This window comes from Nocardia sp. bgisy134, assembly GCF_965341865.1.
GTDB lineage: Bacteria > Actinomycetota > Actinomycetes > Mycobacteriales > Mycobacteriaceae > Nocardia.
This window is the reverse complement of the sequence record NZ_CBDQZP010000016.1, coordinates 62,654-88,669: the sequence shown is the minus strand read 5'-3', so window position 1 is coordinate 88,669 and position 26,016 is coordinate 62,654. Positions and strand designations below refer to the sequence as shown.

Annotated in this window: 24 protein-coding genes and 1 pseudogene; 11 read left to right on the top strand and 14 right to left on the bottom strand. The window is 69.4% G+C overall.

Annotated elements, in window-relative coordinates; genetic code table 11:
* The first annotated feature begins 16 nt into the window (after positions 1-16).
* From ACRWNM_RS26015 to ACRWNM_RS26005, 3 genes and pseudogenes are all read left to right on the top strand, one after another.
* Entirely contained in the window at positions 17-871 is an 855-nt protein-coding gene (locus ACRWNM_RS26015) for a class I SAM-dependent methyltransferase (protein WP_431970712.1), read from the top strand.
* Positions 872-896: 25 nt separating this feature from the next.
* A pseudogene (locus ACRWNM_RS26010) lies at positions 897-1,672 on the top strand (aspartyl/asparaginyl beta-hydroxylase domain-containing protein).
* A 56-nt stretch (positions 1,673-1,728) separates the two neighbouring features.
* Complete coding sequence (locus ACRWNM_RS26005) at positions 1,729-2,775, top strand: LuxR family transcriptional regulator (protein ID WP_431970711.1); 1,047 nt, start codon at positions 1,729-1,731, stop codon at positions 2,773-2,775.
* Between the two features lie 46 nt (positions 2,776-2,821).
* On the opposite strand, the gene ACRWNM_RS26000 is transcribed toward ACRWNM_RS26005, so the two are convergent.
* On the bottom strand, positions 2,822-3,412 hold the full coding sequence (locus ACRWNM_RS26000; RefSeq protein ID WP_431970710.1) for a TetR family transcriptional regulator: 591 nt from the start codon (positions 3,410-3,412) through the stop codon (positions 2,822-2,824).
* Between the two features lie 43 nt (positions 3,413-3,455).
* Between ACRWNM_RS26000 and ACRWNM_RS25995 the strand changes: the two genes are divergently transcribed.
* Positions 3,456-4,352 (top strand): SDR family NAD(P)-dependent oxidoreductase, encoded by an 897-nt coding sequence (locus tag ACRWNM_RS25995; protein WP_431970709.1) that lies wholly within the window; start codon positions 3,456-3,458, stop codon positions 4,350-4,352.
* Positions 4,353-4,407: 55 nt separating this feature from the next.
* Here the strand turns inward: ACRWNM_RS25995 and ACRWNM_RS25990 are convergent, their stop codons facing one another.
* From ACRWNM_RS25990 to ACRWNM_RS25980, 3 genes are all read right to left on the bottom strand, one after another.
* Positions 4,408-4,566, bottom strand: a complete 159-nt coding sequence (locus ACRWNM_RS25990; RefSeq protein ID WP_141812733.1) for a toxin-antitoxin system HicB family antitoxin — start codon at positions 4,564-4,566, stop codon at positions 4,408-4,410.
* A 9-nt stretch (positions 4,567-4,575) separates the two neighbouring features.
* Positions 4,576-5,460: an SPFH domain-containing protein gene (locus tag ACRWNM_RS25985; RefSeq protein ID WP_431970708.1), complete on the bottom strand. Its 885-nt coding sequence runs from the start codon at positions 5,458-5,460 to the stop codon at positions 4,576-4,578.
* Positions 5,461-5,545: 85 nt separating this feature from the next.
* Positions 5,546-6,919 (bottom strand): FAD-binding oxidoreductase, encoded by a 1,374-nt coding sequence (locus ACRWNM_RS25980; RefSeq protein WP_431970707.1) that lies wholly within the window; start codon positions 6,917-6,919, stop codon positions 5,546-5,548.
* Positions 6,920-6,990: 71 nt separating this feature from the next.
* On the opposite strand from ACRWNM_RS25980, the gene ACRWNM_RS25975 reads away from it, so the two are divergent.
* Together ACRWNM_RS25975 and ACRWNM_RS25970 are read left to right on the top strand one after the other, a co-directional pair.
* Positions 6,991-7,902: a LysR family transcriptional regulator gene (locus ACRWNM_RS25975; RefSeq protein WP_431970706.1), complete on the top strand. Its 912-nt coding sequence runs from the start codon at positions 6,991-6,993 to the stop codon at positions 7,900-7,902.
* Between the two features lie 313 nt (positions 7,903-8,215).
* Positions 8,216-8,734 (top strand): hypothetical protein, encoded by a 519-nt coding sequence (locus ACRWNM_RS25970; RefSeq protein ID WP_431970705.1) that lies wholly within the window; start codon positions 8,216-8,218, stop codon positions 8,732-8,734.
* Positions 8,735-8,818: 84 nt separating this feature from the next.
* Here ACRWNM_RS25970 and ACRWNM_RS25965 read toward each other — a convergent pair whose 3' ends face one another.
* The 5 genes from ACRWNM_RS25965 to ACRWNM_RS25945 form a co-directional block, all read right to left on the bottom strand.
* Complete coding sequence (locus ACRWNM_RS25965; protein ID WP_431970826.1) at positions 8,819-9,571, bottom strand: amino acid ABC transporter ATP-binding protein; 753 nt, start codon at positions 9,569-9,571, stop codon at positions 8,819-8,821.
* Between the two features lie 38 nt (positions 9,572-9,609).
* On the bottom strand, positions 9,610-10,569 hold the full coding sequence (locus tag ACRWNM_RS25960) for an amino acid ABC transporter permease (RefSeq protein ID WP_431970704.1): 960 nt from the start codon (positions 10,567-10,569) through the stop codon (positions 9,610-9,612).
* A 3-nt stretch (positions 10,570-10,572) separates the two neighbouring features.
* Entirely contained in the window at positions 10,573-11,436 is an 864-nt protein-coding gene (locus ACRWNM_RS25955; protein ID WP_431970825.1) for an ABC transporter substrate-binding protein, read from the bottom strand.
* Between the two features lie 565 nt (positions 11,437-12,001).
* Positions 12,002-14,449 carry a molybdopterin oxidoreductase family protein gene (locus ACRWNM_RS25950; RefSeq protein ID WP_431970703.1) on the bottom strand — a complete coding sequence of 816 codons (2,448 nt, stop codon included), beginning with the start codon at positions 14,447-14,449 and terminating at the stop codon, positions 12,002-12,004.
* Between the two features lie 79 nt (positions 14,450-14,528).
* Entirely contained in the window at positions 14,529-15,368 is an 840-nt protein-coding gene (locus tag ACRWNM_RS25945) for a TetR/AcrR family transcriptional regulator (RefSeq protein ID WP_431970702.1), read from the bottom strand.
* Positions 15,369-15,417: 49 nt separating this feature from the next.
* On the opposite strand from ACRWNM_RS25945, the gene ACRWNM_RS25940 reads away from it, so the two are divergent.
* The gene (locus ACRWNM_RS25940) at positions 15,418-15,753 is read left to right on the top strand and encodes a hypothetical protein (RefSeq protein WP_431970701.1); all 336 of its coding nucleotides are present in this window, start codon (positions 15,418-15,420) and stop codon (positions 15,751-15,753) included.
* Between the two features lie 18 nt (positions 15,754-15,771).
* On the opposite strand, the gene ACRWNM_RS25935 is transcribed toward ACRWNM_RS25940, so the two are convergent.
* On the bottom strand, positions 15,772-16,857 hold the full coding sequence (locus ACRWNM_RS25935; protein WP_431970700.1) for an isocitrate/isopropylmalate dehydrogenase family protein: 1,086 nt from the start codon (positions 16,855-16,857) through the stop codon (positions 15,772-15,774).
* A 79-nt stretch (positions 16,858-16,936) separates the two neighbouring features.
* Between ACRWNM_RS25935 and ACRWNM_RS25930 the strand changes: the two genes are divergently transcribed.
* Both ACRWNM_RS25930 and trxA read left to right on the top strand, forming a co-directional pair.
* A complete protein-coding gene (locus ACRWNM_RS25930; RefSeq protein WP_431970699.1) occupies positions 16,937-17,458 on the top strand; it encodes a 2'-5' RNA ligase family protein in 522 nt (173 codons plus the stop codon).
* A 49-nt stretch (positions 17,459-17,507) separates the two neighbouring features.
* Positions 17,508-17,879, top strand: coding sequence for a thioredoxin (gene trxA / locus ACRWNM_RS25925; RefSeq protein ID WP_431970698.1), 372 nt, complete (start codon positions 17,508-17,510; stop codon positions 17,877-17,879).
* 69 nt (positions 17,880-17,948) lie between these two features.
* Here trxA and ACRWNM_RS25920 read toward each other — a convergent pair whose 3' ends face one another.
* Entirely contained in the window at positions 17,949-18,374 is a 426-nt protein-coding gene (locus tag ACRWNM_RS25920; RefSeq protein WP_431970697.1) for a 2-keto-3-deoxygluconate kinase, read from the bottom strand.
* A gap of 413 nt (positions 18,375-18,787) precedes the next feature.
* On the opposite strand from ACRWNM_RS25920, the gene ACRWNM_RS25915 reads away from it, so the two are divergent.
* Positions 18,788-19,102, top strand: coding sequence for a DUF6191 domain-containing protein (locus ACRWNM_RS25915; RefSeq protein ID WP_431970696.1), 315 nt, complete (start codon positions 18,788-18,790; stop codon positions 19,100-19,102).
* Between the two features lie 968 nt (positions 19,103-20,070).
* Here the strand turns inward: ACRWNM_RS25915 and ACRWNM_RS25910 are convergent.
* The gene (locus tag ACRWNM_RS25910) at positions 20,071-21,375 is read right to left on the bottom strand and encodes a DUF3533 domain-containing protein (protein ID WP_431970695.1); all 1,305 of its coding nucleotides are present in this window, start codon (positions 21,373-21,375) and stop codon (positions 20,071-20,073) included.
* A gap of 65 nt (positions 21,376-21,440) precedes the next feature.
* Between ACRWNM_RS25910 and ACRWNM_RS25905 the strand changes: the two genes are divergently transcribed.
* Positions 21,441-22,040, top strand: a complete 600-nt coding sequence (locus tag ACRWNM_RS25905) for a TetR/AcrR family transcriptional regulator (protein WP_431970694.1) — start codon at positions 21,441-21,443, stop codon at positions 22,038-22,040.
* 90 nt (positions 22,041-22,130) lie between these two features.
* Here ACRWNM_RS25905 and polA read toward each other — a convergent pair whose 3' ends face one another.
* On the bottom strand, positions 22,131-24,857 hold the full coding sequence (polA, locus tag ACRWNM_RS25900) for a DNA polymerase I (RefSeq protein ID WP_431970693.1): 2,727 nt from the start codon (positions 24,855-24,857) through the stop codon (positions 22,131-22,133).
* A gap of 117 nt (positions 24,858-24,974) precedes the next feature.
* Positions 24,975-25,934 carry a neutral zinc metallopeptidase gene (locus tag ACRWNM_RS25895; RefSeq protein WP_431970692.1) on the bottom strand — a complete coding sequence of 320 codons (960 nt, stop codon included), beginning with the start codon at positions 25,932-25,934 and terminating at the stop codon, positions 24,975-24,977.
* Positions 25,935-26,016 lie beyond the last annotated feature (82 nt).

Below are 26,016 nucleotides of genomic sequence, written 5' to 3'. Positions count from 1 at the left end.
CGTTAAGCTCACGCGCGTGTCGGAAGATCGCCATGCCCAAGCGAACGCCCTGCTCGGAACCGCCGGAACCACTCGAAGCCGGCTGAGTTCGGCCGACAGTCAACGCGCCAGCAGGCGCTGGTGGGACGCCGACGCCGATCAGTATCACCAGACCCACGCCGATTTCCTCGGCGTCGACTCCCCCGGCGGCGAGTTCGTGTGGTGCCCGGAGGGACTGCACGAGGGCGATATGCACTTCCTCGGCGAGGACCTGGCGGGCAAGCGCGTCCTGGAGATCGGCTGCGGTTCGGCCCCGTGCGCGCGCTGGCTGGCCGGGCAGGGCGCGCTGCCGGTCGGGCTCGATCTCTCGATGGGCATGCTGGAGCGCGGGCTGGCCGCGATGGCGCGCGGCGGGCCGCGGGTCCCGCTGGTGCAGGCGGGCGCCGAAGCGCTGCCGTTCGCGGACGCGTCCTTCGACCTGGCCTGCTCGGCGTTCGGCGCGGTGCCCTTCGTCGCCGACTCCGCGCTGCTGATGCGCGAGGTGGCCAGGGTGCTGCGGCCCGGCGGACGCTGGGTCTTCTCGGTGAATCATCCGATGCGCTGGATCTTCCCCGACGACCCCGGCCCGGCGGGCCTCACCGCGTCCATTCCCTATTTCGATCGCACCCCTTATGTAGAGGTGGACGCCGACGGCGCGGCGACCTACGTCGAGCACCACCGCACCATCGGCGACCGGGTCCGCGAGATCGTCGCCGCGGGATTGGTGCTGCGCGACATCGTCGAACCCGACTGGCCGGAGTGGCTGGACCGGGAATGGGGTCAGTGGAGCCCGCTGCGCGGCGAGCTGTTCCCCGGCACGGCCATCTTCGTCACCGAAAAGCCGGGGCCCTGACCTGCGCTTATCGTCGTGTCGGACCATGTCGGCGAGCGATTTCACTTCTATTCTCGCTGCCATGGCCAAGAGTCTTCGCGACCACACGTATGACGCCGCCATGCGGCTGCTGTCCCCGCTCGAGCGGGTCGTCGCTCATACGTCCCTCGTCAGTACGGAGCCGTTCCTCGATCCCGGCCAGTTCTCGTGGTCGCGTCTCCGGGAGGAGAACTGGCGGACCATCAGAGCGGAGATGGACGCTGTGCTGGTGCACTGCGACGACCTGCCCGCCTTTCACGAGATCTCCAGCGACGTCGCCTCGATCTCCGACGAACGCTGGCGCACCTTCTTCTTCTGCGGCTACGGCGTCCGGTCGGAGGCCAACCGGGCCCGCTGCCCCGAGACGGCGGCGCTGCTCGACCAGGTGCCGGGCTCGTCACGGCGATGTTCTCCATCCTGACGCCGGGCAAGCGCATCCCGCCGCACCGCGGGCTGTGGAACGGGGTGCTCCGCTACCACCTCGGGCTGCGCATCGGCGATCCGAAGCGGTGCGGCATCCGGGTCGGCGGGTTGACGCGGCATTGGCGCGAGGGCGAGAGCCTGCTGTTCGACGACTCCTACGAGCACAGCGCATGGAACGATTCCGACAGCACCCGCGTGGTGCTCTTCCTCGATGTGCTCCGGCCCTGCCGCTTCCCGGGGTCGTGGGTCAACAACGCTTTCGTCGGGGCGGCGTCGATCTCGCCGTTCGTCCTGGACGCCGGGCGCAAGCACCACGCCTGGGAACGCGGCTTCACCGCCGAGGTCGGCACCCCGAACTGAGGCTCCTACGCGCCGACACGTCCCGGAGCCAGGGGTTTTCGCCCTAGACTTGGCCGGTGCCCAGTGCGCGAGAGCTCCTCGATCGCGTCGAGCGCCACTGCCTTGCCGAACAGACGGCCAAGCGGCTGCGCGAAATGGTGCTCGCCGATCTCCGCACGGCCGTCTCCTTCGACGGGCACGTCTTCATGCTCACCGACCCGGTCACCAGGATCGGGACATCACCGGTGGCCGACCTGCCCGGTCTTCCCTGGTCACGGCTGCCCGAGCTGGTCCGGTTGCGGTATCTGACGGAGTTCACCCGCTGGAGCGATCTGCTCGAGCGGGGCACCGCGGCGACCTCCTTACGCATCGCCACCGGCGGCGATCCCGCGCGCTCGCGGGTGTGGCGCGAGGTGCAGCGCGAGCTCGGCGTCTTCGACACCGCCACCGTGGTATTCGGCGACCGCTACGGCTGCTGGGGCTTCCTGGAGCTCTTGCGCAGAATCCCGCGCGCCTTCGACCCCACCCAGCTCACCACCCTGGCCGCGCTGGCGGCGCCGATCGCGCGGGGGCTGCGGGCCGCGCTCGGCCGCACCTTCGTCGCGGAGGCGGGCGGGCTCGCCCCGGCCGGGCCCGCGACCGTGGTCCTCGGACCGGACCTTCGGATGCGCGGCCAGACCCCGGCCGCCGCGGCGGCGCTGCTCCGGCTGAATCCACCGCAGGAGGCGATGCCGCCGATCCCGAACTCGGTCTACAACGCGGGCGCCGCGCTGCTGGCCGCCGAGCACGGCACTCCGGTCGGACCGCCGTGGTCGCGCGTCCATCTCGGCGGCGCGCGCTGGCTCACCGTGCGGGCCGACCGGGTCGGCACCGAGGACATCGCGGTCTCGCTGACACCCAGCACCCCGGCCGAGCGTCTGGACCTGTTCGCACGGACGCACGCGCTCTCCGCCGGCGAGACCGAGGTGCTCGACCTGCTCGCCGCCGGCCTCGAATCACACCGCATGGCAGGCGATTTGGGGATCTCCGAGCCCGCGGTCCTTGATCGCGTCAAGGCGATACTTGCCAAATCCGGTGTGCGCACCCGGCAGGGGCTTCTCGATCGGGCGCTCGGAATCACCTGACCTCGTACTCGAAGCGAGCCCCATCGACGGACGGTCTGCTGACAGTTCAGCCGCGACCTGCGGCGCCGAGTTCGTCGACCAACGCGGCGCGCGCGGCGGTGACGTGGTCGGCGAGTTCCCCTCCGGTGCGCAGCCAGATCTCATAGCCCGCGAAGAAGCAGGCCATGCCGACCTTGGCCCACAGCAGCGGGCGCACGTCCGCGGCCGGGTCGACGCCCATCTGCCGGGCCAGGTGCTCGGCGAGCAGCGCCTCGATAGCGCTGCGCTTGGCGAGATCGCGGGCCTGTAGCGCCGGGTTGGCGGCGATCAGCGCGTCGCGGGTGCGCAACTCGTCGAGCCGGTCGGCGAAATGCACCACCATCGGCCCGATGAGGGTGGCCAGCGTCTGCTCCGGGTCCTCCCCCGCCGGGCGCTCGGCGAGCAGACGTGCGAGTTCGGCGCGGTGCTCGTCGTCGTCGGCGAAGAGCAGTTCGTCCTTGCCGCTGTAGTACCGGTGCAGCGTCCGGGTGCCCACGTCGGCCGCGGCGGCGATGTCGGCGATGGTCACCGCCTCGAACCCCCGCTCGGCGAACAACCGCAGCGCCGCCTCGGCGATCGCGCGCCGGGTGCGTTCCTTCTTCCGATCCCGCAACGACATGGAAGCATTGTCACGCATGGCACAAAGTGGCACACTGTGCCATATGACAATAAGTGACAGAACTGTGGTGATCACCGGCGGCACAAGCGGACTCGGCCGCGAATGCGCCAGGGCGCTGGCCGCCGATCCGCACTGGACGGTCGTCGTGACCGGCCGGGACGCCGAGCGCGCCGAGCGGGAAGCCGCCGCAGCCGGCGCCCGCGGCATGGCCCTGGACCTGGGCTCGCTCGCCTCGGTTCAGGACTTCGCGGCGGAACTGCGCGCGGCGGGCCTGCCTCCGCTGCGCGGCCTGGTCTGTAACGCGGGGCTGCAATTCACCCGCCGCGCCTACACGGCCGACGGCGTCGAGGCCACCTTCGGCGTCAACCACCTCGGCCACCTCGCGCTGGTGCAGGAGTTGCGCGCCGATCTGGTCGCGCCCGCACGGATCGTGTTCGTCACCTCGGGGACGCACGACCCGCGCCGCTTCACCGGCATGCCGCACCCGCTGACCGCCTCCGCGCGCGAACTCGCCCACCCGCCCGCCGCGACGGAACCGGCGCACCGCGACGGCCGCCGCCGCTACAGCACCTCGAAGCTCGCGAATCTGCACACCGCCTACGAGTTGGCGCGCAGGCTCGCCGACGACGGCGTCACGGTGAACGCGTTCGACCCCGGCCTGATGCCCGGCACGGGATTGGCAAGGGACGCGGGCAGATTCGCGCAGGCGCTGTGGGGCTCGGCGGCCAAGGCCCTGGTACTGCTGCCCGGTGTCCACACGCCTTCGAGGTCCGGCGCGGATCTCGCCCGCTTGATCACCGACTCGTCCCTCGCGGCGACCACCGGCCGCCACTTCGTCGGCCGCACCGAGCGCCCGTCCTCCGCGGCCTCCTACGATCGCGAGGCCCAGCGGGCGCTCTACGACGACAGCGTGCGCCTGATCGCCGAGCTCGTCCACTGACACACCGAAGCAGCGCCTCCCTCACGGAAGGCGCTGCATTCCAGGCGCTTTCGTCTCACTTGGACTTCGGTTTGCGGCCCGCCTGTTCGAGCGCAAGGCGCAATGCGTACTCGATCTGAGCGTTGATGCTGCGCAGATCGTCGGCCGCCCATTTGGCCAGCGCCTCGTGGACGGCCGGATCGAGGCGCAGCAGCAGCTTCTTGCGTTCGACCATGAGCGCGGCTCAGCTGTACAGCGTTCCGGCGTTGACCACGGGCTGGGTCGCGCGATCGCCGCACAGCACCACGAGCAGGTTGGACACCATCGCGGCCCGGCGTTCCTCGTCGAGTTCGACGACACCCTGCTGAGTCAGGCGATCGAGCGCCAGGCCGACCATGCCGACCGCGCCCTCCACGATCTGCGTGCGCGCGGCCACCACCTGCGCGGCCTGCTGGCGAACCAGCATGGCCTGGGCGATCTCCGGCGCGTAGGCGAGGTGGGTGATCCTGGCCTCGAGCACCTCGATGCCCGCCATCTCGGTGCGGTCCCGCAGTTCGACGGTCAGTTCCTCGGCGACCTCGGCGCCGTCACGCAGGCTGGTGCGTCCGGCGTCGTGCGCGTCGTAGGGATGCGTGGTGGCCAGGTGCCGCACCGCGGCCTCGGACTGGGTCTCCACGTACTCCTCGTAGTCGTCGACGGAGAACGCGGCCTTGAAGCTGTCCACCACCCGGTAGACGACCACCGCCGCGATCTCCACCGGGTTGCCGTCGGCGTCGTTGACCTTCAGCTTCTGCGTCTCGAAATTACGCACCCGCAGCGAGATGCTCTTGCGGTCGGTCAGCGGCACCACCGAGAAGAAGCCCGGCTCGCTCACCGAACCGATGTAGCGGCCGAAGAACTGCACCACCTTCGCCTCGTTCGGGTCGACGATCACCAACCCGGTGGTCGACAGCGCGAGCGCCACCACGACCACAGTCGCCGCGATCGCCGCGATCAGCGCGGGCGTGTTCCCGTCCTTGGCCGCCGCGACGTACCCCACGGCGGCCGCGCCACCGAAGACGAGGGTCAGCACCAACCAGGCCAACAGCACCAGAAAGCCGTTGACGTGGAATGCGGGCCTGAGCTTCATGACATCCTCCCGGTATCAGAGTGATATCACGAAGATAGCACCCGGGCGCCCACCGGCCAACCGCCGATGGGCGCACCGCACGCGCTCAGGCCGCGTGCCGGAGGTTGCGGTTGAAGCGGAACATGTTGTGCGGGTCGTACTTCGCCTTCAGCGCCGCGAGCCGCGCGTAGGTGTCCGGCGCGTATCCCGCGCGGGTCTGCGCGTCGTCCGCCCCGTCGCCCGCGCCGTAGAGGAAGGCCAGGCTGTGACCGATCGTCCACGGCGCCAACACCTCTCGTACCGCGACGTGCTCGGCGGGCACCCCCGCACCCGCCCCGGGCGCGGGCATGGTGATCACGCGGACCACGTACGCGGCCTCCCGCCGATCGACGGCGACACCGGCCGGGCCGGGCCTGCCGAGCGCGCCGCCGAGGTGACGGATGTCGACCACGGCCGGAATCGACCCGCCGGGACCGGTGGCGGCGGCCAGCGCGGCCAGCGCGTCGCCGGTGAGTTCGCCGAGGACGGCATTGGTCGCGGCGTAGGCGTGCGGGTGGTCGGGATCGCTGTGGATGGTGTGCGATTCGGTGTAGGGCAGCTCGCGCAGATCGTCGCGCAGCCGTGCGCCGACCGCGCGCAACGGGGCGACCAGACGCTCGCCTTCGTCGGCGGGACCGTCGAACGCGACGCGGATCGAGGCGACGTATCGGCCGCGCAGCATCTCCGGCACCTGCGGAATGTCGGGGTAGGTCAGCGTGGCGACGCTCGAGGTCAGCCGCTCGGGCACCGTCGCGGTCCACTGCCGCCAAGCCTCCAGCGCGGCGCCCGCCAGCGGCTCGTCGAACACCAGCTGCCCGCCGTAGACCGTCCGCACCGGAACCAGGTCGAGCTCCAGCGCCGTCACCACGCCGAAGTTGCCGCCGCTGCCGAGCACCGCGCCGAACAGTTCGTCGCCCGGGCGCAGCGTGCGCATCCTGCCGTCCGCGGTGACCAGTTCGATCATCCGCACGTGATCGGCCGCGTAGCCGAATTCCCTTGCCAGCAGGCCGAGTCCGCCGCCGAGCGTGTAGCCGATCACGCCGACGGACGGCGAGGAGCCGTTCAGCGGCGCCAGCCCGAACTGCGCGGCCGCCTCGACCAGCGCGCCCGCGCGCACCCCCGCGGCGACCCGCGCGGTCCGCGCCTCGGGGTCGATCCGAATGCCGGTCATGCGGGCGGTGCTGATCAGCACCCCGCCCTCGGCCGCCACCGAGAGCCCGTGCCCGGTCGCCTGCACGGCCACCGGAAGTCCGTGGCGCGCGGCGTATTCCACCGCGGCGCGCACATCCTCGCCGTGCGCGGCGACGACCACGAGCTCGGGCCGGTGGGTGTAGGCGGTCTGGAACCCGGCGATCTCCACCTCGTACCCGGACTCGCCCGGGCGGAAGACCGGGCCGGTGAAGACGGCGAAATCGGTGGTCTGCGTTGCGTTGTCTGCCATGCCATCGACGATGCCCGGCCCAGAATGATAAGTACAACAGATAGTTTCTATCGATACTAGAATCGCCAGTTATGGAACTGCGCCACCTGCGCTACTTCGTCGCCGTGGCGGAAGAAGCCAACTTCACCCGCGCCGCAGCGCGCCTGCACCTGACCCAGCCGGGACTGAGCGCCCAGATCCGGCAATTCGAACGGGAACTCGGCCAGCCGCTGCTGGACCGTGGCGGGCGCACGGTAACGCTCACCGAGGTAGGCGCGGCAGTATTGCCGCACGCCAAGGCTGCTTTGGCCGCGACCCAGCGCATCGTGGACACGGTGGACGAGTTCACCGGCCTGCTGCGCGGTCACGTGCGAGTCGGACTCATCTCCGGCGCGGCCCCCGAGGAATTCGACGTCGCGGCGGTCCTCGCCGATTTCCACAACGACCACCCGGAAGTCGGCATCAGCCTGACCGAGGACACCTCCGAACGCATGCTCGCCGCCCTCGGCCGCGGCGAACTCGACATCGCCCTGGTCGGGCTGAGCGGCGCGGGCCTCGATCCCGGGCTCGGCAAGCAGGTGGTGCTGGACACCGCGGTGGTCGCCGCGGTCGCCGCCGACGACCACTCCCATGGGGCGACCATCCCGCTCGCCGCGCTGCGCGACCATCCGCTGATCTGCCTGCCCTCGGGCACCGGACTGCGTGGCGTCCTCGAACGCGCCTGCGCCGCAGCCGGTTTCGAGCCGCGAGTGGCCTTCGAGGCGGCCGCACCGCCCCTGCTGCTGCGGCTCGCGGCACGCGGGCTCGGCGTCGCCGTCGTGCCCGCGCTCACCGAGGAGGAGGCCGCCGCCCACGACGTGCGCGCGTTGCCGATCGTCGAGCCGGAACTGCGCGGGCAACTCGCGCTGGTCTGGCGCACCGACCATCCCGCGGCGCCGGCCACCAAGGTGCTCCTCGGCCAGCTTCGAATCGCCCTCGGCGATCGTTCCGGCGCTCGCCCGTGATCGCAGGCGGAGTCCGAAGAATGGTGACCGGCAATTCTGCGAAGTGACCTGCGCGGGTGGCACACTCGCCATTCCTCCGACACTATCGACGGAAGTGCCCACTCCGGTCACGGCTTCCATCTACACTGGTCGACGCCCTTGTCAGGGCAAGCTGAACCTCGCACTTCCCGCATTACCCGTCAGTGAAAAACAAGCCGGGAACCCGAATAATGCGTCGGCACCCATCATATTTCTTATCCGGTGCCGTTCGCCGGGGGAACGTCAAAGGAAATCGGCAAGCACGGATTGGAGTCCAATGTTTATCAAGAAACTGGTGGCTACCACATTCATGGCCATCGCGGCCACCGGCGTAGCCACCGCTACCGGACACGGGGAGGCCGGTCTGGCGGACGTCAGCTTCAGCGGCACGGACGGCGCCGTCGGCTACACGGCGATACTCGCGGCCGACCACTCGAGCGCCGTGGTGAATCTCGCCTCCGGCAAGTTCGCCATCACACCCGACGCGGTCACGGTTCTCGCGGACGACGGCACGGTCGTCGGCGCCATCCCGACAACGTTCGGGCAGTTCGCCGTCGCGCCCGCGCTCAATGCCGCAGGCACCCAGCTGTCGCTGACCCCGATCGGCGGACCGACGACCGATGCGCTCCTCTCCCGGGATCTGCCGGGCGTACAGCAGGCCGTGGGCCCGATTTCGATCATCGTCGGCGCCACCATCGGCTGCCTGGTCGGTGCCGCGATCGGCATCTGGTTCTTCGTGGTCGGAGCCATTCCCGGATGCGCCATCGGCGCAGTGGCCGGTGCCGCCCTCGGCTTCTTCTCGCCGTTCCCGTGATCGTTCACCGAGCGGAAGTAGTCGATAGACACTGACACATCGGGCCGGGCGCCCCTCGGACGCCCGGCCCACTGCTGTCGCGGCTCAGAGCAACCGCGACAGGAATGCCTTGGTGCGTTCGTGTTTCGGGTTCGCGAGCACCTCGCGCGGCACGCCCGCCTCGACCACCACGCCGCCGTCCATGAACACCAGCTGGTCGGCGACCTCGCGGGCGAAGCCCATCTCGTGCGTCACCACCACCATGGTCATGCCGCTCTCGGCGAGCTCCCGCATCACCTGCAAGACCTCGCCGACCAGCTCCGGATCCAGCGCCGAGGTCGGCTCGTCGAACAACATCAGCTTCGGATCCATGGCCAGCGCCCTGGCGATCGCGACGCGCTGCTGCTGACCGCCGGACAGCTGAGCCGGGTAGGCATTGGCCTTGTCGCCCATGCCGACTCGATCGAGCAGTTCGTGCGCGCGGGCCACGGCGTCGGCCTTGCGCACCTTCTTGACCTGCGTCGGCGCCTCGATGATGTTCTCCAGCGCCGTCCGGTGCGGGAACAGGTTGAAGTGCTGGAACACCATGCCGATATCGCGGCGCTGCCTCGCCGCATCGCGCGGGTGCAGTTCGTAGAGCTTGTCGCCCTTCTGGCGGTACCCGACGAGTTCGCCGTCCACGTACAGCCTGCCCGCGTTCACCTGTTCGAGGTGGTTGATGCAGCGCAGGAAGGTGGACTTGCCGGAACCGGACGGGCCGATCAGGCACAGCACCTCACCGCGCGCCACCTCCAGCGAGATGCCTTTGAGCACCTGGAGCGCGCCGAAGTTCTTGCACACCCGGTCGGCGACGATCATTCGCGGCGCGGCCTGCTCGTCCTTGTTCGTGGAAACCGTCATTTCGCCTTCACCACGCTCTGTGCGTCGGCCAGTTCCTGTAGCTGCTTGGCGGTCAGCTGCCGGGACGCGCCGCGCGAGTAGTACCGCTCCAGATAGAACTGGCCCACCATCAGCACGCTGGTGATGGCCAGATACCAGGTCGCGGTGACGAGCAGCAGCGGGATCGGCTGGAAGTTCACGCCGTAGATGTCGCGGGCCCGTCCGAACAGGTCGGTGCTCAACGGGATCGCGGTGACCAGCGAGGTGGTCTTCAGCATGCCGATGAGTTCGTTGCCGGTGGGCGGGATGATCACCCGCATGGCCTGCGGCAGCACGGTGCGCCGCATGGTCTGGGTCCAGGACATGCCGAGCGCGACCGACGCCTCGCGCTGCCCTTCGCCCACGGAATTGATACCCGCGCGGACGATCTCGGCCATGTAGGCGGCCTCGTTGAGGCCCAGGCCGATGACGGCGAACGTGAACGCCGCCTGCAACTCCTGCACGTCGAGCTCGAAGAACTGCGGCCCGAATGGCACACCGAGATGGATCTGCTGGTATAGCGAGGGCACCAGGCCCCAGAACACCAGCTGCACGAAAATCGGTGTGCCGCGGAAGATCCAGAGATACACCCAGGCGGTCGAGCGCAGCACCGGGTTCGGCGAGAGGCGCATCACCGCGAGCACAGTGCCGAGGACGATCGCGATGGCCATCGCCAGCACCGTCAACTCGAGGGTGACGACCGCGCCCGCCACGATCCGGCTGTCGAACAGGTACTTCCAGTAGGTGCTCCACTGGTAGGCGTCATTGGTGGCGGCGCCGTAGACGAAAAGGCCGAGCAGCACGAGGATGACGGCCGCGGCGATCCATCGGCCCGGCCTGCGCAGCGGAACCGCTTTGATCGGCTCCGGCTCGGCAGGCGCGGGGACGCCGCCGGGCCCGGGATCGCCGGGCACGACGGTGGTGTCGTTGTCGGACATGGGTCAGCTCACGGCCCCGTTGACGACCGACTGGGTGATCGCGCCGTCCTGCACGCCCCAGTTCTCGGTGATCTGCTTGTACTGGCCGTTCTGGATCAGATGGTTGACCGCGGCCTGCAGCACCTTGGCCAGCGGCGAGCCCTTCGGCACCGCCCAGCCGTAGGGCGCGGAGTCGAACACCGGGCCCGCGGTCTCGATCTTGCCGCTGCTCTGCTTGATGGCGTAGGCGGTCACCGGCGAGTCGGCCGACATCGCGTCGACCTGGCCGAGCACCAGCGCGTTGGTCGCGGCGCTCTGCTCGTCGAACGGCTTGATGTCGATGGCGGGCTTGCCTTCCGCGACGCACTTGGCGCTCTTGGCGGGCACCTCGTCGGTGTGCTCGACGGTGGTGGCCTGTACGGCGACCTTCTTGCCGCAGGCATTGTTCGGGTCGACCGGCTTGCCGGTCTGCTGGGCCCACTGGATGCCCGCGCTGAAGTAGGTGGTGAAGTCGACCTGCTGCTCGCGTTCCTTCGAGTCGGTGATCGAGGACATGCCGACGTCGTAGGTGCCCGCCTGGATCGCCGGAATGATCTTCTCGAACGCCGACTCGACGTACTCGGCCTTGATCCCGAGCACGGAGGCGACCGCATCCATCATGTCGACGTCGAAGCCGACGATCTTGCCGCTGGCGTCCTTGTACTCGTTGGGCTGGTACGGCACGTTCACGCCGATGACCAGCTTGCCGGACTGCTTGACCTTGTCGGGCAGTTGATCGGCGATTTCGGTTACCTTGTCCACCTGCACCTTGGAGACCGCCGGTCCGGTTTCCTCGGTGTTGGTGGTACAGCCCGCCAGCACGAGTGCGGCGCCGGTGAGCGCGCACATCGCTCGCAGGGCACGCCTGCCAGGCTTGGATCGATCAGACACAGCAGCCCTCCACATTTCGGTTACGAGAAACCCGGGTGTCACCACCCGTTTGGCAATCTAAGCGACCGAGACGTTTCGTGCTGGACAGTAATGGAATTCCACATCGGCTCGTTGCGGACTCCACGCGGTACAGGCTGCCGGTGCGCCGACGGGACACCATACCCCCGCGCCGATTCGCCCACTCTTGTGGGTTGCCGCATGATTGCCATCCTGTCCAGGCAGTTGTCGTCCACGCTTCACTCCGGCGCACAAGCCGAAGCGAAGCGATGCCCACACCAGCACCGAAGCCGAGACGCGCGCCACGTCCCGTCGGGAGGTCGCGGGACCCGCTCTGACGAAACCGTCGCAGCGCGGCATCGCTGGGCATTAGCTACTCGACGCGGCATCATCGCTCGTCCGCCGCCCGGAGTCCGAGGCGCGCGCACCGTGCTCAGCGAGCCTCGCGGGACCCGAGCCGCTCCGACATCGCATGGAAAAGATTCCGGCACAGGAGATTTCGCACGCATCCTCGACGGCCTGCCGATCAGGTCGAGCCGCCATCGAACGATTCGAGTTCGTCGGCGAACGCCGCGGGACCACCGGTGGTGGCGGCCACGGAGTCATCGACCGGGGCGGACGCGGTCGTCGTCGGCGCGGGGGCCGGGTGGGCGCCATGCGCCACCCGCCGCAGGTTCGCCGCCGCGGTCTTGAAGAGCGGCTGTTTGGACGCCGGATCCCAGTCGGTCGGGGTCAACTCGTTCGCCGCCCGGTCGTGCGCGCCGTCGCCTCGGTCCCAGTAGCCGTAGTGGAACGGCAGGAAGAGCACGCCGGGGCGGATCCGGCCGATGCGGGCGCGGGCCCGCACCGACCCGCGCCGCGTCGAGACCTCCACCAGGTCGCCCTCGCCGATCTCCGCGCGTTCGGCGTCGGCGCGCGAGATCTCGACCCAGACCTCCGGCGCGGCCGCGTCCAGCTGCGGTACCCGTGCGGTCTTGGTCCTGGTGTGGAAGTGGTACAGCGTTCGCCCGGTGACCAGCGCGAACGGACGGTCGGCGGCGAGTTCCTCGTGCGGGTGGACGTAGTCGGCCGCTTTGATGATCGCCTTACCGTCCGGGTTCAGCGCGCGGTACTCGGCGAGCTCGACCGGCTTCCCGGAGACCAGATCCTTGCCGTAGGACTCGCAGTCGTCGGGCGCGGTCCAGAACCGTCCGTCGGTGTAGAGGCGCTCCGTACCGTCCGGATGCGCACTGTCGCAAGGCCATTGGATGCCCGAGCCCGCACTCAACCTCGCGTGGGTCAGGCCGCTGTAGTCGCACGGGCGTCCGGCCGAGCACGCCTTCCACGCCTCGAACGCCGACTCCGGATCGCGCCAGTGGATCAGCGGGCCGCCGTCCCGGTCGCGAAAATCCATGCGGCGGGCGTAGTCCAGGAAGATGTCGAGGTCGGACTTGGCCTCACCGGGCGGGTCGACGGCCCGCTCCGAGAGGTGCACGGTGCGGTCGGCGTTGGTGAAGGCGCCGGTCTTCTCGCCCCACGCCGCGGCGGGCAGTACGACATCGGCCATGGCCGCGGTCTCGGTCGGGAAGATGTCCTGCACCACGAGGAACAGGTCCTCGCGCGCGAGGATCGACCGGACGCGCGCCAGCTCCGGCAGCGACACCGCCGGGTTGGTGGCGCTCACCCACAGCATCCGAATGTCGCCCTGCTCGGCGAGCCGGATCATCCGCATGACGTGGGTCGGCGGCCCGGAGTGCGGGATCCGCTCGGGCTCGACCTGCCACCGCTCGGCCAGCTCGGCGACGTGCGCGTCGTTGGCCCAGTTGCGAAAGCCGGCCATCTCGCCGTCGGCGCCGCATTCGCGCGTGTTCTGCGCCGTCGGCTGACCGTTCATCTGCAATACCCCGCAGCCGGGCCGCCCGAGCATTCCCCGGATCAGGTGGACGTTGTTGACCTGCACCGCCGCCGCGGTCGCCTGATGGGATTGGTAGAAGCCTTGCAGCACCGTGGACAACAGACGCGCGGCGGTGCCGAGCAGCCGGGCCGCCTCGCGAATGTCCTCGACCGCGACACCGCAGATCCTGGCCGCCCGCTCCGGGAAGAATTCGCTGACCTGAGAGCGCAATTCGTCGAAGCCGACGGTGTGCTCGTGAATGTAGTCCAGATCCACCCAGTTGTTGGCGACGATCTCGTGCAGCAGCGCGTTCATCAGCGCCACATTGGTGCCGGGCAGGGGCGCGAGGTGGACGGTGGCGTGCGCGGCGACCGGGGTGTAGCGCGGGTCGACGCACACGATCGCGGGCGGGTTCGGCCCGGCCAGCCGGTCCAGGATCCGCGTCCACAGCACCGACTGCGTCTCGGCGACGTTGTGCCCGAACAACGCGATGACGTCGGCGTGGTCGACGTCGGTGTACGAGCCCGGCTGACCGTCGCAGCCGAAGGACTCCTTCAGCGCTTGGGCGGCCGTCGCCGTGCAGAGCCGGGTGTTCCCGTCGACGTGGTTGGTGCCGATGCCCGCGTGGGCGAGCACGCTCAGCGTGTAGTACTCCTCCAGGAACAGCTGGCCCGAGGTGTAGAACCCGATCGACTCGGGACCGTGCCGCTCGAGCAGCGCCTTGCTGTGCCGCACGACGCGGTCCATGGCGGTGTCCCAATCGGTCTCGACGAGCTCGCCGTCCTGGCGGACGAGCGGGCGGGTCAGCCGGTCCGGCGAGGCGTTGGCCTGCCAGCCGAACAGATCCTTCGGGCCGAGCCTGCCGCGATTCACCCGGTCCACGGCGCGGCCGCGGACACCGACCATCCGGCCGTCCACGACCGCGATGTCGAACGCGTCGCCGTTGGAGCTCAATATCGAGGCCGACGGCACCCACCGCTGCACGTCCTCGGGCTCGACCCCCGCCACCAGATACATGTCCACCCGTTCGGGCCACCGCTGTCCCGGCCCGTACGCGAGCCTGCGACCCCAGGGTTCCGCTATTCGATCTTGCCTCTCCATACCGCCCGCGTACCCGTCGCCCGGCGCGGCAACCCGGCCTGCGCTGCGGTTTTATCCGGCGGTCGCGACCGGCCCGCGGCTACCCGCGGCCTCGGCGCGCTCGGGCGCGGGGCGGGTCGATGCGGAGCAGTGCGCCGCAAACGATCCCGGCGGCTGCCTCGATGCCCGCGGACGCGCGCAGATGCGGTGTCGCCGCGATGTCGTTGACGGCGCCGAGCGCCGCGTGCACGCGGATGCGCGCTTCCGTCGGATCCATCTCCGGGTGGTGCCCGCGCACGAGTCCCCCCCATTCGGCGACGTACCCGTGCTGTGTCCCGCGCAATCGATGGCTCTCCTCGGGCCCGAGCTGGTCGGCTTCGGAGGTGATGAGCAGCCGGATCAGGGCCGGGTTCTCCAGCGAGTACGCGGTGTAGCTGCCGATCAACCGGTGCAGCGCGTCCGCGGCGCTGGTCGCGCGGGCGAGGTCGCGTTGCAGATCGGCTTGCAGGATGAGGTTCGCGCGGGCGAACAGTTCGACGAGGATCTCGGCCTTGCTGGAGAAGCGGTTGTAGACGCTGGGGCCCGCGATGCCGACGGCGGCGCCGATGTCCTCGATGCCGACCCCGGCGAAGCCGTACCGATCGAACAGCCGGGTCGCCTGGTCGAGAATCGCGGCGCGCCGCGACGGATACCACCGGTCGGTCGCATCGACGGCGCCGACCGCGCCGCGTCTCAGCGCCGGGATCTCGGCATCGGACACCGCCGTCATCATCTCGGCGAGCAGCTGGCGGAAGCGGTCGCCGGGCAGCCGCAGCCGGTGGAAGGAGACGCTGGTCGCCACCGCCAGGGTCGACCAGGCGAGCAGGTCGGCCCTGGACGGATCCAGGTCGGGGCGGCGCACCCGCAGCAGCGCGGCCAGCTGGGCGCCGACGGCGCGCAACCGTTCCCGCAGCTCGCCGGAGATGTCCGAATCCCCCTACACTGGGCGCGTGCGTGTTCGACGGCTGATCATCCTGTCTTCTGTGGCCCTGCTCGCCCCGCTCGGCGCGGCCGCCTGCACCGTGGAGGGGGCGGGTACCAAGTCCGAATGCAATGTCGGCGGGTGCACCGTGACCTTCGACCGCGGCGTGGACGCCAAGGCGAACATTCTCGGCGTCGACGCGGAACTCGTCGCCGTGAACGGGAACACGGTCACCCTGAGGGTCGGCGGTCAGCAGGTCGACGTCCCGGTCGGCGAGACCCAGCCCGCCGACGGCCTCAACGTGACAGTGCAAGAGGTCACCAACGAGAAGGTCGTCGTCAAGCTCGCCACCGGACTGTCCTGAACCGCGGACCGAGCCGATTCAGCGCCGGTGCACCCTGGCGCACACCTGCTCGGTGAACTCGCCGGTCGAGGCCTGACCGCCCAGATCGGCGGTCGCGATGCCCGCCGCGAAGGTCGCCGCCACCGCCCGATCGATGCGATCCGCCGCGCCGTGCAGCGCGGTATCCGCGTCGCGAGTTCCCAACCAGCGCAGCAACATCGCCGCCGACAGCTGCAATGCGACCGGATTGGCGCGGTTGTGCCCGGCCAGGGTCGGCGCGGCGCCGTGCACCGCCTGCGCCATCGCGCGGGTCGCCGAGCAGTTCAACGAGGCGGCCATGCCGAGCGAACCGCTCAATTCGCCCGCCAGATCGGACAGGATGTCGCCGAACAGATTCTCGGTGACCAGCACGTCGAAATCGCCTGCGGCGCGGACCAGATGCGCGGCCGTCGCGTCCACGTGCTCGTCGTCCACCTCGACGCCCGGGTACGCGCGCGCCACCTCGTAGCAGACATCGCGAAACAGACCCATGGTCATCGGCAGCACATTCGCCTTGTGCACGATGGTGACCCGCTTGCGACGCGCCGAGGCCAGGCGGAAGGCCTCGTGCGCGATCAGCTCGCAGGCGCGCCGAGTCACCACGCCGACAGACATCGCCATGTCGCGGGTCGGCTGGAACTCCCCCGAGCCGGCGAACATATTGCGATCGGCGTAGAACCCTTCGCTGTTCTCGCGCACGATCACCAGGTCGATGTCCGACGCGGCAGAGCGGACGCCCGGGAACGCGCGGGCCGGGCGAATGTTCGCGTACAGGCCGAACTGCTTGCGGATCGCGCCACCGGGCGCCACCGCGCCGCGGTGCTCGGCCGGATAGGACGCGTTGTCATGCGGCCCGAGGATCCAGGCGTCGAGTTCCTCGAGCCCGCGCAGCGTGTGTTCCGGCAGCGCGGTGCCGAACTCCTCGATGGCGCGATGCCCCATCGGCAACGGCACCCACTTCACCGCGGCCGCGCCCGCCGCGGCCAGCGCCTCGTCGACGACCGTCTTGGTCGCGCGCACCACCTCGGGACCGATCCCGTCACCCTCGATCAGCCCCAGTCGCACCGCTGTCCTCACCTCGTTCACCGGGCAATCCTCTCGCCGACGCCTCGCCGCACCGGAACCGGCCCGCCATCCCCGGCCGTGCGGCTACGTTGAGAAGATCATGGTGCAGTCGGTCGAATTGCTGGTGGACGACGCGGCCGAGGCCGAGATTCGGCGGCAGTGGACGCTGCTCGCCGAGGCCGGGCTGCCCAGTGTCACGGCCAAGGCGATCGAAACCCACCGCCCGCACATCACGATCGCGGTGGCCAGACAGATCTGGCCGCGCATCGACCACGCCCTCGACGAGCTGATCTTCCGCCCGTTCCCGGTGCGGCTCGGCGGCGTCCTGGTGTTCGGCGCACGACACCCGATCCTGGTCCGGCTGGTCGTACCCTCCGAACAGCTGCTCACGCTGCAGAGGCGGGTATACGACATCGTGTCGCCGTGTCCTGGCGCGCCCGCCAACCTGCGTCCGGACGCCTGGACGCCGCATATCACGCTGGCCCGCCGGGTACCGGTCCGTCTGCTCGGTGACGCGGTGCATTCCGTGGCGGCCGATCGTGATTTCCCCGCCACGATCGCGGGTATCCGTCGGTGGGACGGCGACCAGCGGCGCGAGTGGCCGGTGGGCCGTGGAAGATAAGAGCCGAGCCCGGCGTTACAGCTGGCAACATTCGATACGAGAGGACGTCATGGCCACCCAGACGCTGACCGAGCAGAATTTCGACGAGGTAGTCACCGGAAACGACGTGGTACTCGTCGATTTCTGGGCCGATTGGTGCGGCCCGTGCAAGAGCTTCGCGCCGACCTTCGAGGCCTCCTCGGCCAAGCACCCCGACGTCGTGCACGGCAAGGTCGACACCGAAGCCCAGCAGGGCCTCGCCGCCGCCGCGAACATCCGTTCCATCCCGACCATCATGGCGTTCCGCGAAGGCGTTCTGGTGTTCGCGCAGCCGGGCGCGCTGCCGCCGGCCGCGCTCGAGGACCTGGTCACCCAGGTGAAGGCCCTCGACATGGACGAGGTCCGCAAGCAGCTCGCCGAGCAGCAGTCGGCTTCGGAATAAGACGCACACACGTCGGGCCGGGCACCCCGCTGGGGCCCGGCCCGACGTGCGTTTCAGGAACGGCGCGATTCAGGAACCGAGTCGGTTGATCCCGGAAAGCATTGCGCGAACGATGGATTCGGCGCCGTCGTCGGCGAACGCCGCGCCCCATCCGCGCTTGCCGTCGAGCTCGCACCGGACGAAGGTCGCGGTGCCGCCCGCGGTGCGGCGCTGGTGGAACTGCAGGATCTCCACCGGATAACCCTCCTCGTAGAGGGCCGAGGTGAGGGCCGCGACCGGGCTGCCGGTGGTGGCCACCGTGCGGAGGTGGTCGGCGAACTCGAGCGTCGCGGTGCACTCGGCGTTGCGGTGACCGGCGGCGAATTCGCTGAGCCGGATCGGACCGGCGTGCCCGCAGTAGTGGTCGTAGAATTCCGCCGGGCTCATCCCGGCGGCTTCCGCGCGCAGCCCCTTGGGCGCGGCGGCGATGAATGTCTGAGTATCAAGAGTCAGCATGGTCATTGTGGGGTAGGTCTTCCCGAAAAATGTCGGCGGAGGGGACCAGCGTCAACACATTCAACAGCCCGCAGCGAGGGGGCCGGTCCGAATCAGACCCCGCTACGGCGGGTTACTACGAGAAGTCGCGCCTGCGCCACCACCGCGGTAAGCGGAATTAGCCCGGTGCGCACCTCAGGCCCGGAGGCGGTAGCCTGCGTAACCACGGAGGACCCGGTGTGCACCGAGTTCAACCCAGCGCGGTCGCGGTCTGCGACACGAAGCGCTGCGCTGTGGTGGTCGGCGGGATTCGGCACGGCATCGAGGATAGGCATTCCGTGGCCCGATAGCAACCTTTTCGCACCTACGTTTCGTCTACTCGCGGGTATCATCGCCGCAGCTCACACCGCCCGTGCCGCGGGTAACGTCGTGGCATGGGTCTCCTCGCCATGACCATCCCCGGACTCGCCCTGCTGCTGATCCTCCTCGCGTTCGCCGAAGTCCTCTGGAACCGCCTCACCGGCAGTCGTTTCCTGCCCTGGACCAAACGCCGCTCCGGTCACCCGGTCGCGGCCACCGGCTTCGAAGAGGTGACCGCGGCCTTCCAAGGCTCCAAGCACTACGAGTTCGAACAGCGCCAGACCACCCTCATGCATCGGGAGACGAAGTCCGACGGCGCGCCGCCGCGGGACGAGGTGGATCTGATCACCGGCGCGGCGCGATTGGTCCGCCGGTCACCGTCGCACTGACCCGTTCGATCCTCGGTGCAGCCGATCCTGCCCCGCAGCAGCGGCTTCCAGCGATGTTGCGGCTCGAACCCCCGAGTTGTCAGTGGCACAACATGTTTCGTCGCACCGCACGGCACGGCCGGGGCCTCGGTGATCCGTTCAGGGGAGCTATGGCCACGAGCGACAGAAAGCACTGCGATTCGGACCACTCAGCCGGAGCAAACAGCGCAGACTTGAAACATCCACGCTGCGACAGGTGATGGCGACAGCGCGTCCAGTGTGCGGCGGGGTGCCGAAAGGGGATCTCGATGTCGCTGGTGTACCGGGCCATCTGGCAGGACGATCGAGATGAGTTGTGCGCACACGCATTGACCGACATGCGTACCTGGATTTCGGAGAAGTGCCACGATCAGATCGACGTTCCAGAGACGGGCTACGTCGCAGCCACCATTCGAGAGGGAGCGTCGGACTGCTCGGTCGACATCATGGTCGAACAAGCCGGCGCGCACGATGCTTCGATCACGGCGCTGCGAACCGCCATGGCGGAAGTCAGGTCGGACGGAGTGCGCTGGAAGATAACGCTCCGAGTTTGGCAGGAGCCCGCGACCGGTACTGGTTTCGTATGGACCGACCTCTCTGCCGTCGGCGACAACCCCAATCTGCGAACTCTCGCTCCGGCGGCGCCGCGGCTCGTGCGGAAAATGCTGTCCACCGCGACGAACCCTCGGGTAGGGAGCCAACCGTCGTGGTCCGCAGGTCGATCAGAACGAGATGCTGCACCAACTGGAATTGGCAACCGAGAACGCTCAGTATCTGCAACGGAAAGTCGAGTACTACGAACAACTGCAAGGCGGTGTACTCAACGCCGTGCCCGCACCCGGCGCGACTGCCGAAATTCCCTCCATCGCGGCCAACCCAACCGACGCGGTCCGCAAAGCGGTCGCTCACCCCGATGGTCGGGGTCCGCGGCCGCCGTGCACGCCTCGGTCTCAGCCCGCCGCGACAGGGATCGCGACCGGAGACGGAGCCGCCACCGGCGACAGATCCGAGGCGGTGGCGCGGTCCAGGCCGCGACGGTCGTAGAGGTGGGTGGCGAGGACGCCGAGGATCAGGCCGATGGCCAGGCCGAGCAAGGTCATCCAGAGGCCATGGCCGAGGCCCGCGGAGGCGCGGGCGTCGAAGAAGAGGATGGCGCGCACGGCCAGGTAGATCTGGTGCATGGGTTCGAAGGCCGCCAGATTCGAGATGTAGGAGGGCGTGGCCTCCAGCGGGACGGTGGCGGCCGACGAGGGCAGGCCGAGCACCACGAACAGGATCAGGTTGACCAGCAGGCCCGCGGTGCCGAAGGCGGCGAGCACCGCGAGCGCGGTGATGCCGACGGCGATGATGGCCAGGGTCCCGTACAGCCACAGCAGCGGCCCGTTACCGAGCGGGATGCCCAATGCCGTTGCGACGCCGAGGAACATCGCGGACAGGATGGGCGCCGCCGTGGCGATGACGCCCCACTTGATCAGCAGGGTGCGCAGGCGCGAGACGCCCGTGGCGGGCGGCTGCACGAACCAGGGGCCGTACTCGGTCGGCGTGAAGCCGAGCACCGAATCGATGAGCGTGTGGATCATCATGGCGCCGGTGAATCCGGCGAGCAGCAGGATCAGCGTGTAGAAGAAGGCGACGAGACCCTGCCCCGCGCCGTCGTCCATCGGCCGGTAGGGAGCCGTGACGATCTGCACCGGGTCGGTCAGCTGAAGCCTTGCGGCGCCGCTCATCTCGACGGGAGCGCCGTTCGCGAGCGCGGCGTTCACCTGATCGGTGAGATTCTTGCCGACGGTCTCGTTCACGCGCGTCAGCGCGCGGTCGGCGATGCGCTGCATGATGCCGGTGGTGTAGGGCCCGATGCGCGGATTCGTCTGCACCGTGATGACCGGTCGCTCGATCTCGCCGGGCACCACCGCGGCCGCGCCGAGAATGGCGAGGCGCTTGGTGAAGTCCGACGGGATCACGATGGCGCCGTACACCTCACCGTTCTGCAGCTGGTTGCGCGCCTCGGCGATGCCGACGACGCGCAGATCGACGGTGTCCGAGGGGATTCCGGCCACCAGCGCGTCGGTGACCTGAGCGCCGATGTTCGCGGGCTTGCCGTCGCGGGTGTCGCCGACGTCCTGGTTGACCAGCGCGACGGGAAAGTCGTGCAGGTTCTTCTCGGTATTGCTGGCGTAGCCGAGGTACATGGTGGCGAGCAGCCCCGCGAACACCATCAACACGGCGATCGGGGCGGTGAAGGTCCGAACCGTCATACCGAAAAATGTAGGCAGTGCCTACAAAGTAGTCAATGCCTACATTTTGTTATCCTGCATACACCATGCCGAGAACCCGAACACGCGCCTACCATCACGGCGACCTGCGCGCCGAGTTGCTGCAGCGCGCCGAGACCACGCTGCGGGAGTCCGGCGTCGACGGCCTGTCGCTGCGGCAATTGGCGCGCGACATCGGCGTCAGCCACGCGGCGCCGACCAGGCATTTCAAGGACAAGCAGGCGCTGCTCGACGCACTCGCGGTGTCGGGGTTTCAGCAGCTCGGCACCGCGCTCGAGACGACCGCGGTCTGCGATTCGGTCGGCGGCCCGATCCGCGACATGGCGCGGACCTACCTGCGCTTCGCCACCGAGAACTCGGCCCTGCTCGCGCTGATGTTCGCCCGCAGGCACAGCCCGGCCGCGGGCGACGCGATGTCCGAGGCGGTGGACCGGGCCTTCGCCGCGCCGGTCGCGCTCATCGCGAACGCACAGGCGCGCGGCGAGGTGATCGCGGGCGAACCCCGGCGCATCGCCCTGTCCGCCGTCGCCATCCTGCAAGGTTTGGCCACGTTCGTCGGCTCCGGTGTGATCGCCGCCGACGCCGCCGACGAACTACTGGACGAGATGACCAGCCACATGCTGGACGGGCTGCGCCCGCGACGGTGACCCGGTCGGACCGGCTTTCCACACACCCCTCGCACGCTTCACACAGTCAATGCCTCTGTGCGGCGGGCGGGAGATGTGTGGGGCCGACGATCAGTGCGCGGCGGAATCCCAGCTGCGCCCGGTGCCGACCGACACATCCAGCGGTACCGAGAGATCGATCGCGCTGGACATCTGCTCGCGGGCCAGCCGCTCCAGCGCCTCCCGCTCCCCCTCGGCGACCTCGAAGACGAGCTCGTCGTGGATCTGCAGCAGCATCCGCGAGCGCAGGCCCGCGTCGCGAATCGCGCTGTGCACGTTGATCATCGCCACCTTGATGATGTCGGCGGCGGTGCCCTGGATGGGCGCGTTGAGCGCCATCCGCTCGGCGGCCTCGCGGCGCTGCCGGTTGCTGGAATCCAGGTCGGGCAGGTAGCGGCGGCGGCCGAAGAGCGTCTCGGTGTAGCCGACCTTGCGCGCCTGCTCGACGACCTCGTACAGGTAGTCGCGGATGCGGCCGAAGCGGGAGAAGTAGATGTCCATCTGCTCCTTCGCCTCGGTGGTGCTGATCTTCAGCTGCGCCGAGAGACCATAGGAGCTCAGCCCGTAGGCGAGGCCGTACGACATGGCCTTGATGCGCCTGCGCAGTTCCGGGCTGACCTCGGAGATGGGGATGTCGAAAGCCTTGGACGCGACGAAGCTGTGCAGGTCCTCCCCGGAGTTGAACGCCTCGATCAGGCCCTCGTCGCCCGACAGGTGCGCCATGATCCGCATCTCGATCTGGCTGTAGTCGGCGGTCATCAGCTCCGCGTACCCGGCGCCGACCACGAAGGTGTCGCGGATCTGGCGTCCGGTGTCGGTGCGGATGGGGATGTTCTGCAGGTTCGGCTCGGTCGAGGAGAGGCGTCCGGTGGCCGCGATGGTCTGATTGAACGTGGTGTGGATGCGCCCGTCCTCGGCGACGGACTTCAGTAGCCCGTCCACCGTCACCTTCAGCCGGGTGGCGTCGCGGTGCGCGAGCAGGTGCTCGAGGAACGGGTGCTCGGTCTTCTCGAACAGCGATTCCAGCGCGTCGGCGTCGGTGGTGTAGCCGGTCTTGGTGCGCTTGGTCTTGGGCATGTCGAGCTCGTCGAACAGCACCACCTGCAGCTGCTTGGGCGAGCCGAGGTTGATCTGCTTGCCGATCACGCCGTAGGCCGCCTCGGCCGCCTCGCTCACCTTGTCGGCGAACCGGCGCTGCAACGTCTCCAACAGCTCGACGTCGACCGCGATGCCGGCGTCCTCCAGGGTGGACAGCACGCCGAGCAGCGGCAGCTCCATGTCGGTGAGCAGCGCGGTGGACTCGATCTGCTCGAGTTCCTGGTCGAGTGCGGCGGCCAGGTCGAGCACCGCGCGGGCGCGCAGCATCTCGGCCTGCGCCAATTCGGCGTCGACGGTGTCCTCGTCGTCGAGCAGCGAGAGCTGCGGCGTCACATCGGTCTCCGCGCGCAGCTCGCGGTGCAGGTAACGCAGCGAGAGGTCGTCGAGGTTGAAGCTGCGCTGGCCGGGACGGACCAGGTAGGCCGCCAGCGCGGTGTCGCTGGTCAGTCCGGCCAGGGTCCAGCCGCGTCCGCGCAGCGCGTGCCCGGCCGACTTGGCCTCGTGCAGAGCCTTGAACACCGTGGCATCGGCGAGCCAGGCGCCGAGCGCGGCCTCGTCCTCGGGGGCCAGCACGGTGACATCGATGTAGCCGCCCTCGCCGTCGGCGGCCGCGATCGCGATCGCCTTCACGTCGCCGTTGCCGGGCGCTCCCGTGCCGACCACCGAAACACCGTGCCGGACACCGGCTTTCGCGTGCTCAGTGAGCCACTCGCCGACCGCGCCGACGGCCAGCGCGCCGCCGGAGATCTCGAAACCGGATTCGGCCTCCGGCTCCGGCGGGGCCAGGGTCTCGAACAGCCGGTCGCGCAGCACTCGGAATTCGAGGTCGTCGAACAGCTGGTGGATCTTCTCCCGGTCCCACGGCGCCTGCGCCAGCTGGTCGGGGGTGTAGGGCAGCGGCACGTCCTTGACCATCTCGGTGAGCTGCCGGTTGAGCACCACGCTGCTGAGATTGGCGCGCAGCGCGTCGCCCACCTTGCCCTTCACCTGGTCCACCTTCTCGACCAGGCTGGCCAGATCGCCGTATTCGCGGATCCACTTGGCGGCGGTCTTCTCTCCCACGCCGGGGATGCCGGGCAGGTTGTCGCTCGGGTCACCGCGCAGCGCCGCGTAGTCCGGGTACTGGATCGGGGTGAGGCCGTATTTGGCCATCACCTCGTCCGGGGTGAACCGGGTCAGGTCGGAGACGCCCTTGCGCGGATACAGCACGGTGACCTCGTCGTTCACCAGCTGGATCGAGTCGCGGTCACCGGTGACGATGAGGACCCGGAAGCCCTCGGCCTGCGCCTGGGTGGTGATGGTGGCGATCACGTCGTCGGCCTCGAAGCCGTCGATCGCCATCACCGGGATGCCGAGCGCGCCGAGCACGTCCTTGGTGAGCTCCACCTGGCCGCGGAACTCGTCCGGCGTCTGGCTGCGGTTGGCCTTGTACTCCGGGTACGCCTCGGTGCGGAAGGTCTTGCGGGACACATCGAAGGCCGCGGCGACGTGGCTCGGCTTCTCGTCGCGCAGCAGATTGATGAGCATCGCGGTGAACCCGTACACCGCGTTGGTGGTCTGCCCCGTCACCGTCTTGAAGTTCTCCGCGGGTAGCGCGAAGAAGGCGCGATAGGCGAGCGAATGCCCGTCCAGCAACAGCAGTGTCGGCCGGTCGCCGGGGGCGGCGGCGGTGGGACGCGAGGCAGTCGTGGGTGAGCTCACGCCCCAGAGTCTAGGGACCGGCACCGACAAGCCGATACGCCGACACCGGGACACGCGCCGCACCGGCGCGGGGAGGCATGACGAGGCCGCAGCGGCGCGGACCTATTCGACGTTCTTCTACTCGGCGTACCAGGTGTTGCACTCCCAGGTGTCGCCTTTGTCGGAGCCCCACTTCCACCAGCCCCACACGTTGTGGCCCGCGCCGCGCACCCGGGTTGCGCCGGGGCGATCGCCCGCGGCGCGCGCCCGGTCGGCTGCCTCGTCCCAGGTCTGCTGATCGATGTCGCCGCGGCCGTGGCTGATGCCGAAGAACATGCCCGCGAAGCACCCGGCTTGCAGCTCGAGCCGCCTGCTCAGTTCCAGGCCCGCCGCGGTCTGCCAGCCCGCTTCGGTACGCCGGTCGGTGTAGGCGCGCAGGACGCCGACCACCTGCTGGATGTGGTGGCCGTACTCGTGGGCGAGCAGCGCCAGCTGCGCGCCGCGGCGCGAACGCGCGGTAGCGGCTCCCGCGGCGTCGTACGGGATGACGATCGTCTCGTCGGTATCGCAGTACGACGCGGGCCGCCCGTCCTGCGGGCAGGGGCTGCGCACCGCGTCGACGGTCGCGGGCGCGTCCAGCCGGGCCGGGCGGAACGGCAGTCCGGCGCCGCGCAGCGTCGGCTCCCACGCCGCGTCGAGACAGCGGACCGCGGCGCGATAGAACACCCGCGCCGCCTCGGGCTCGTCGCGCCATTCGGGCAGTTCGCAGTCGACCCGTCCGAGCCCGACGTGCTGGGCGAACAGCGGATGGTCCGTCAGCGCGTATACCGGGCGGCTCACCGAGACGTGCGAGCCCGCCAGCGGCAGCCCGGCCAGCGGTGCGGGCGCGATCGGCGGCGCGGCGTCGCGCGCCGGATTCGTCTCCTCGCCGACCGATCCGGCGAAACCGGGGCCGGTCGAGACCGATGATTTCCCGGTCCGCAGCTCGCCCGCGTCCGCGGGCGAACCGCTCACCGCGGCGATACTCGCCGCCGCGCCGAGGACGACCGCACCGCAGAGCAGCGCGATCAGGATCCGTCTTCGGATTCGAGTTGCCAAGAGCCGGTTCATCGTCCCCCCTGACCGTGCTTCGTCAACGCACCTTCATGGAACCGGACGCGACGGCCACCCGCAACTCGAG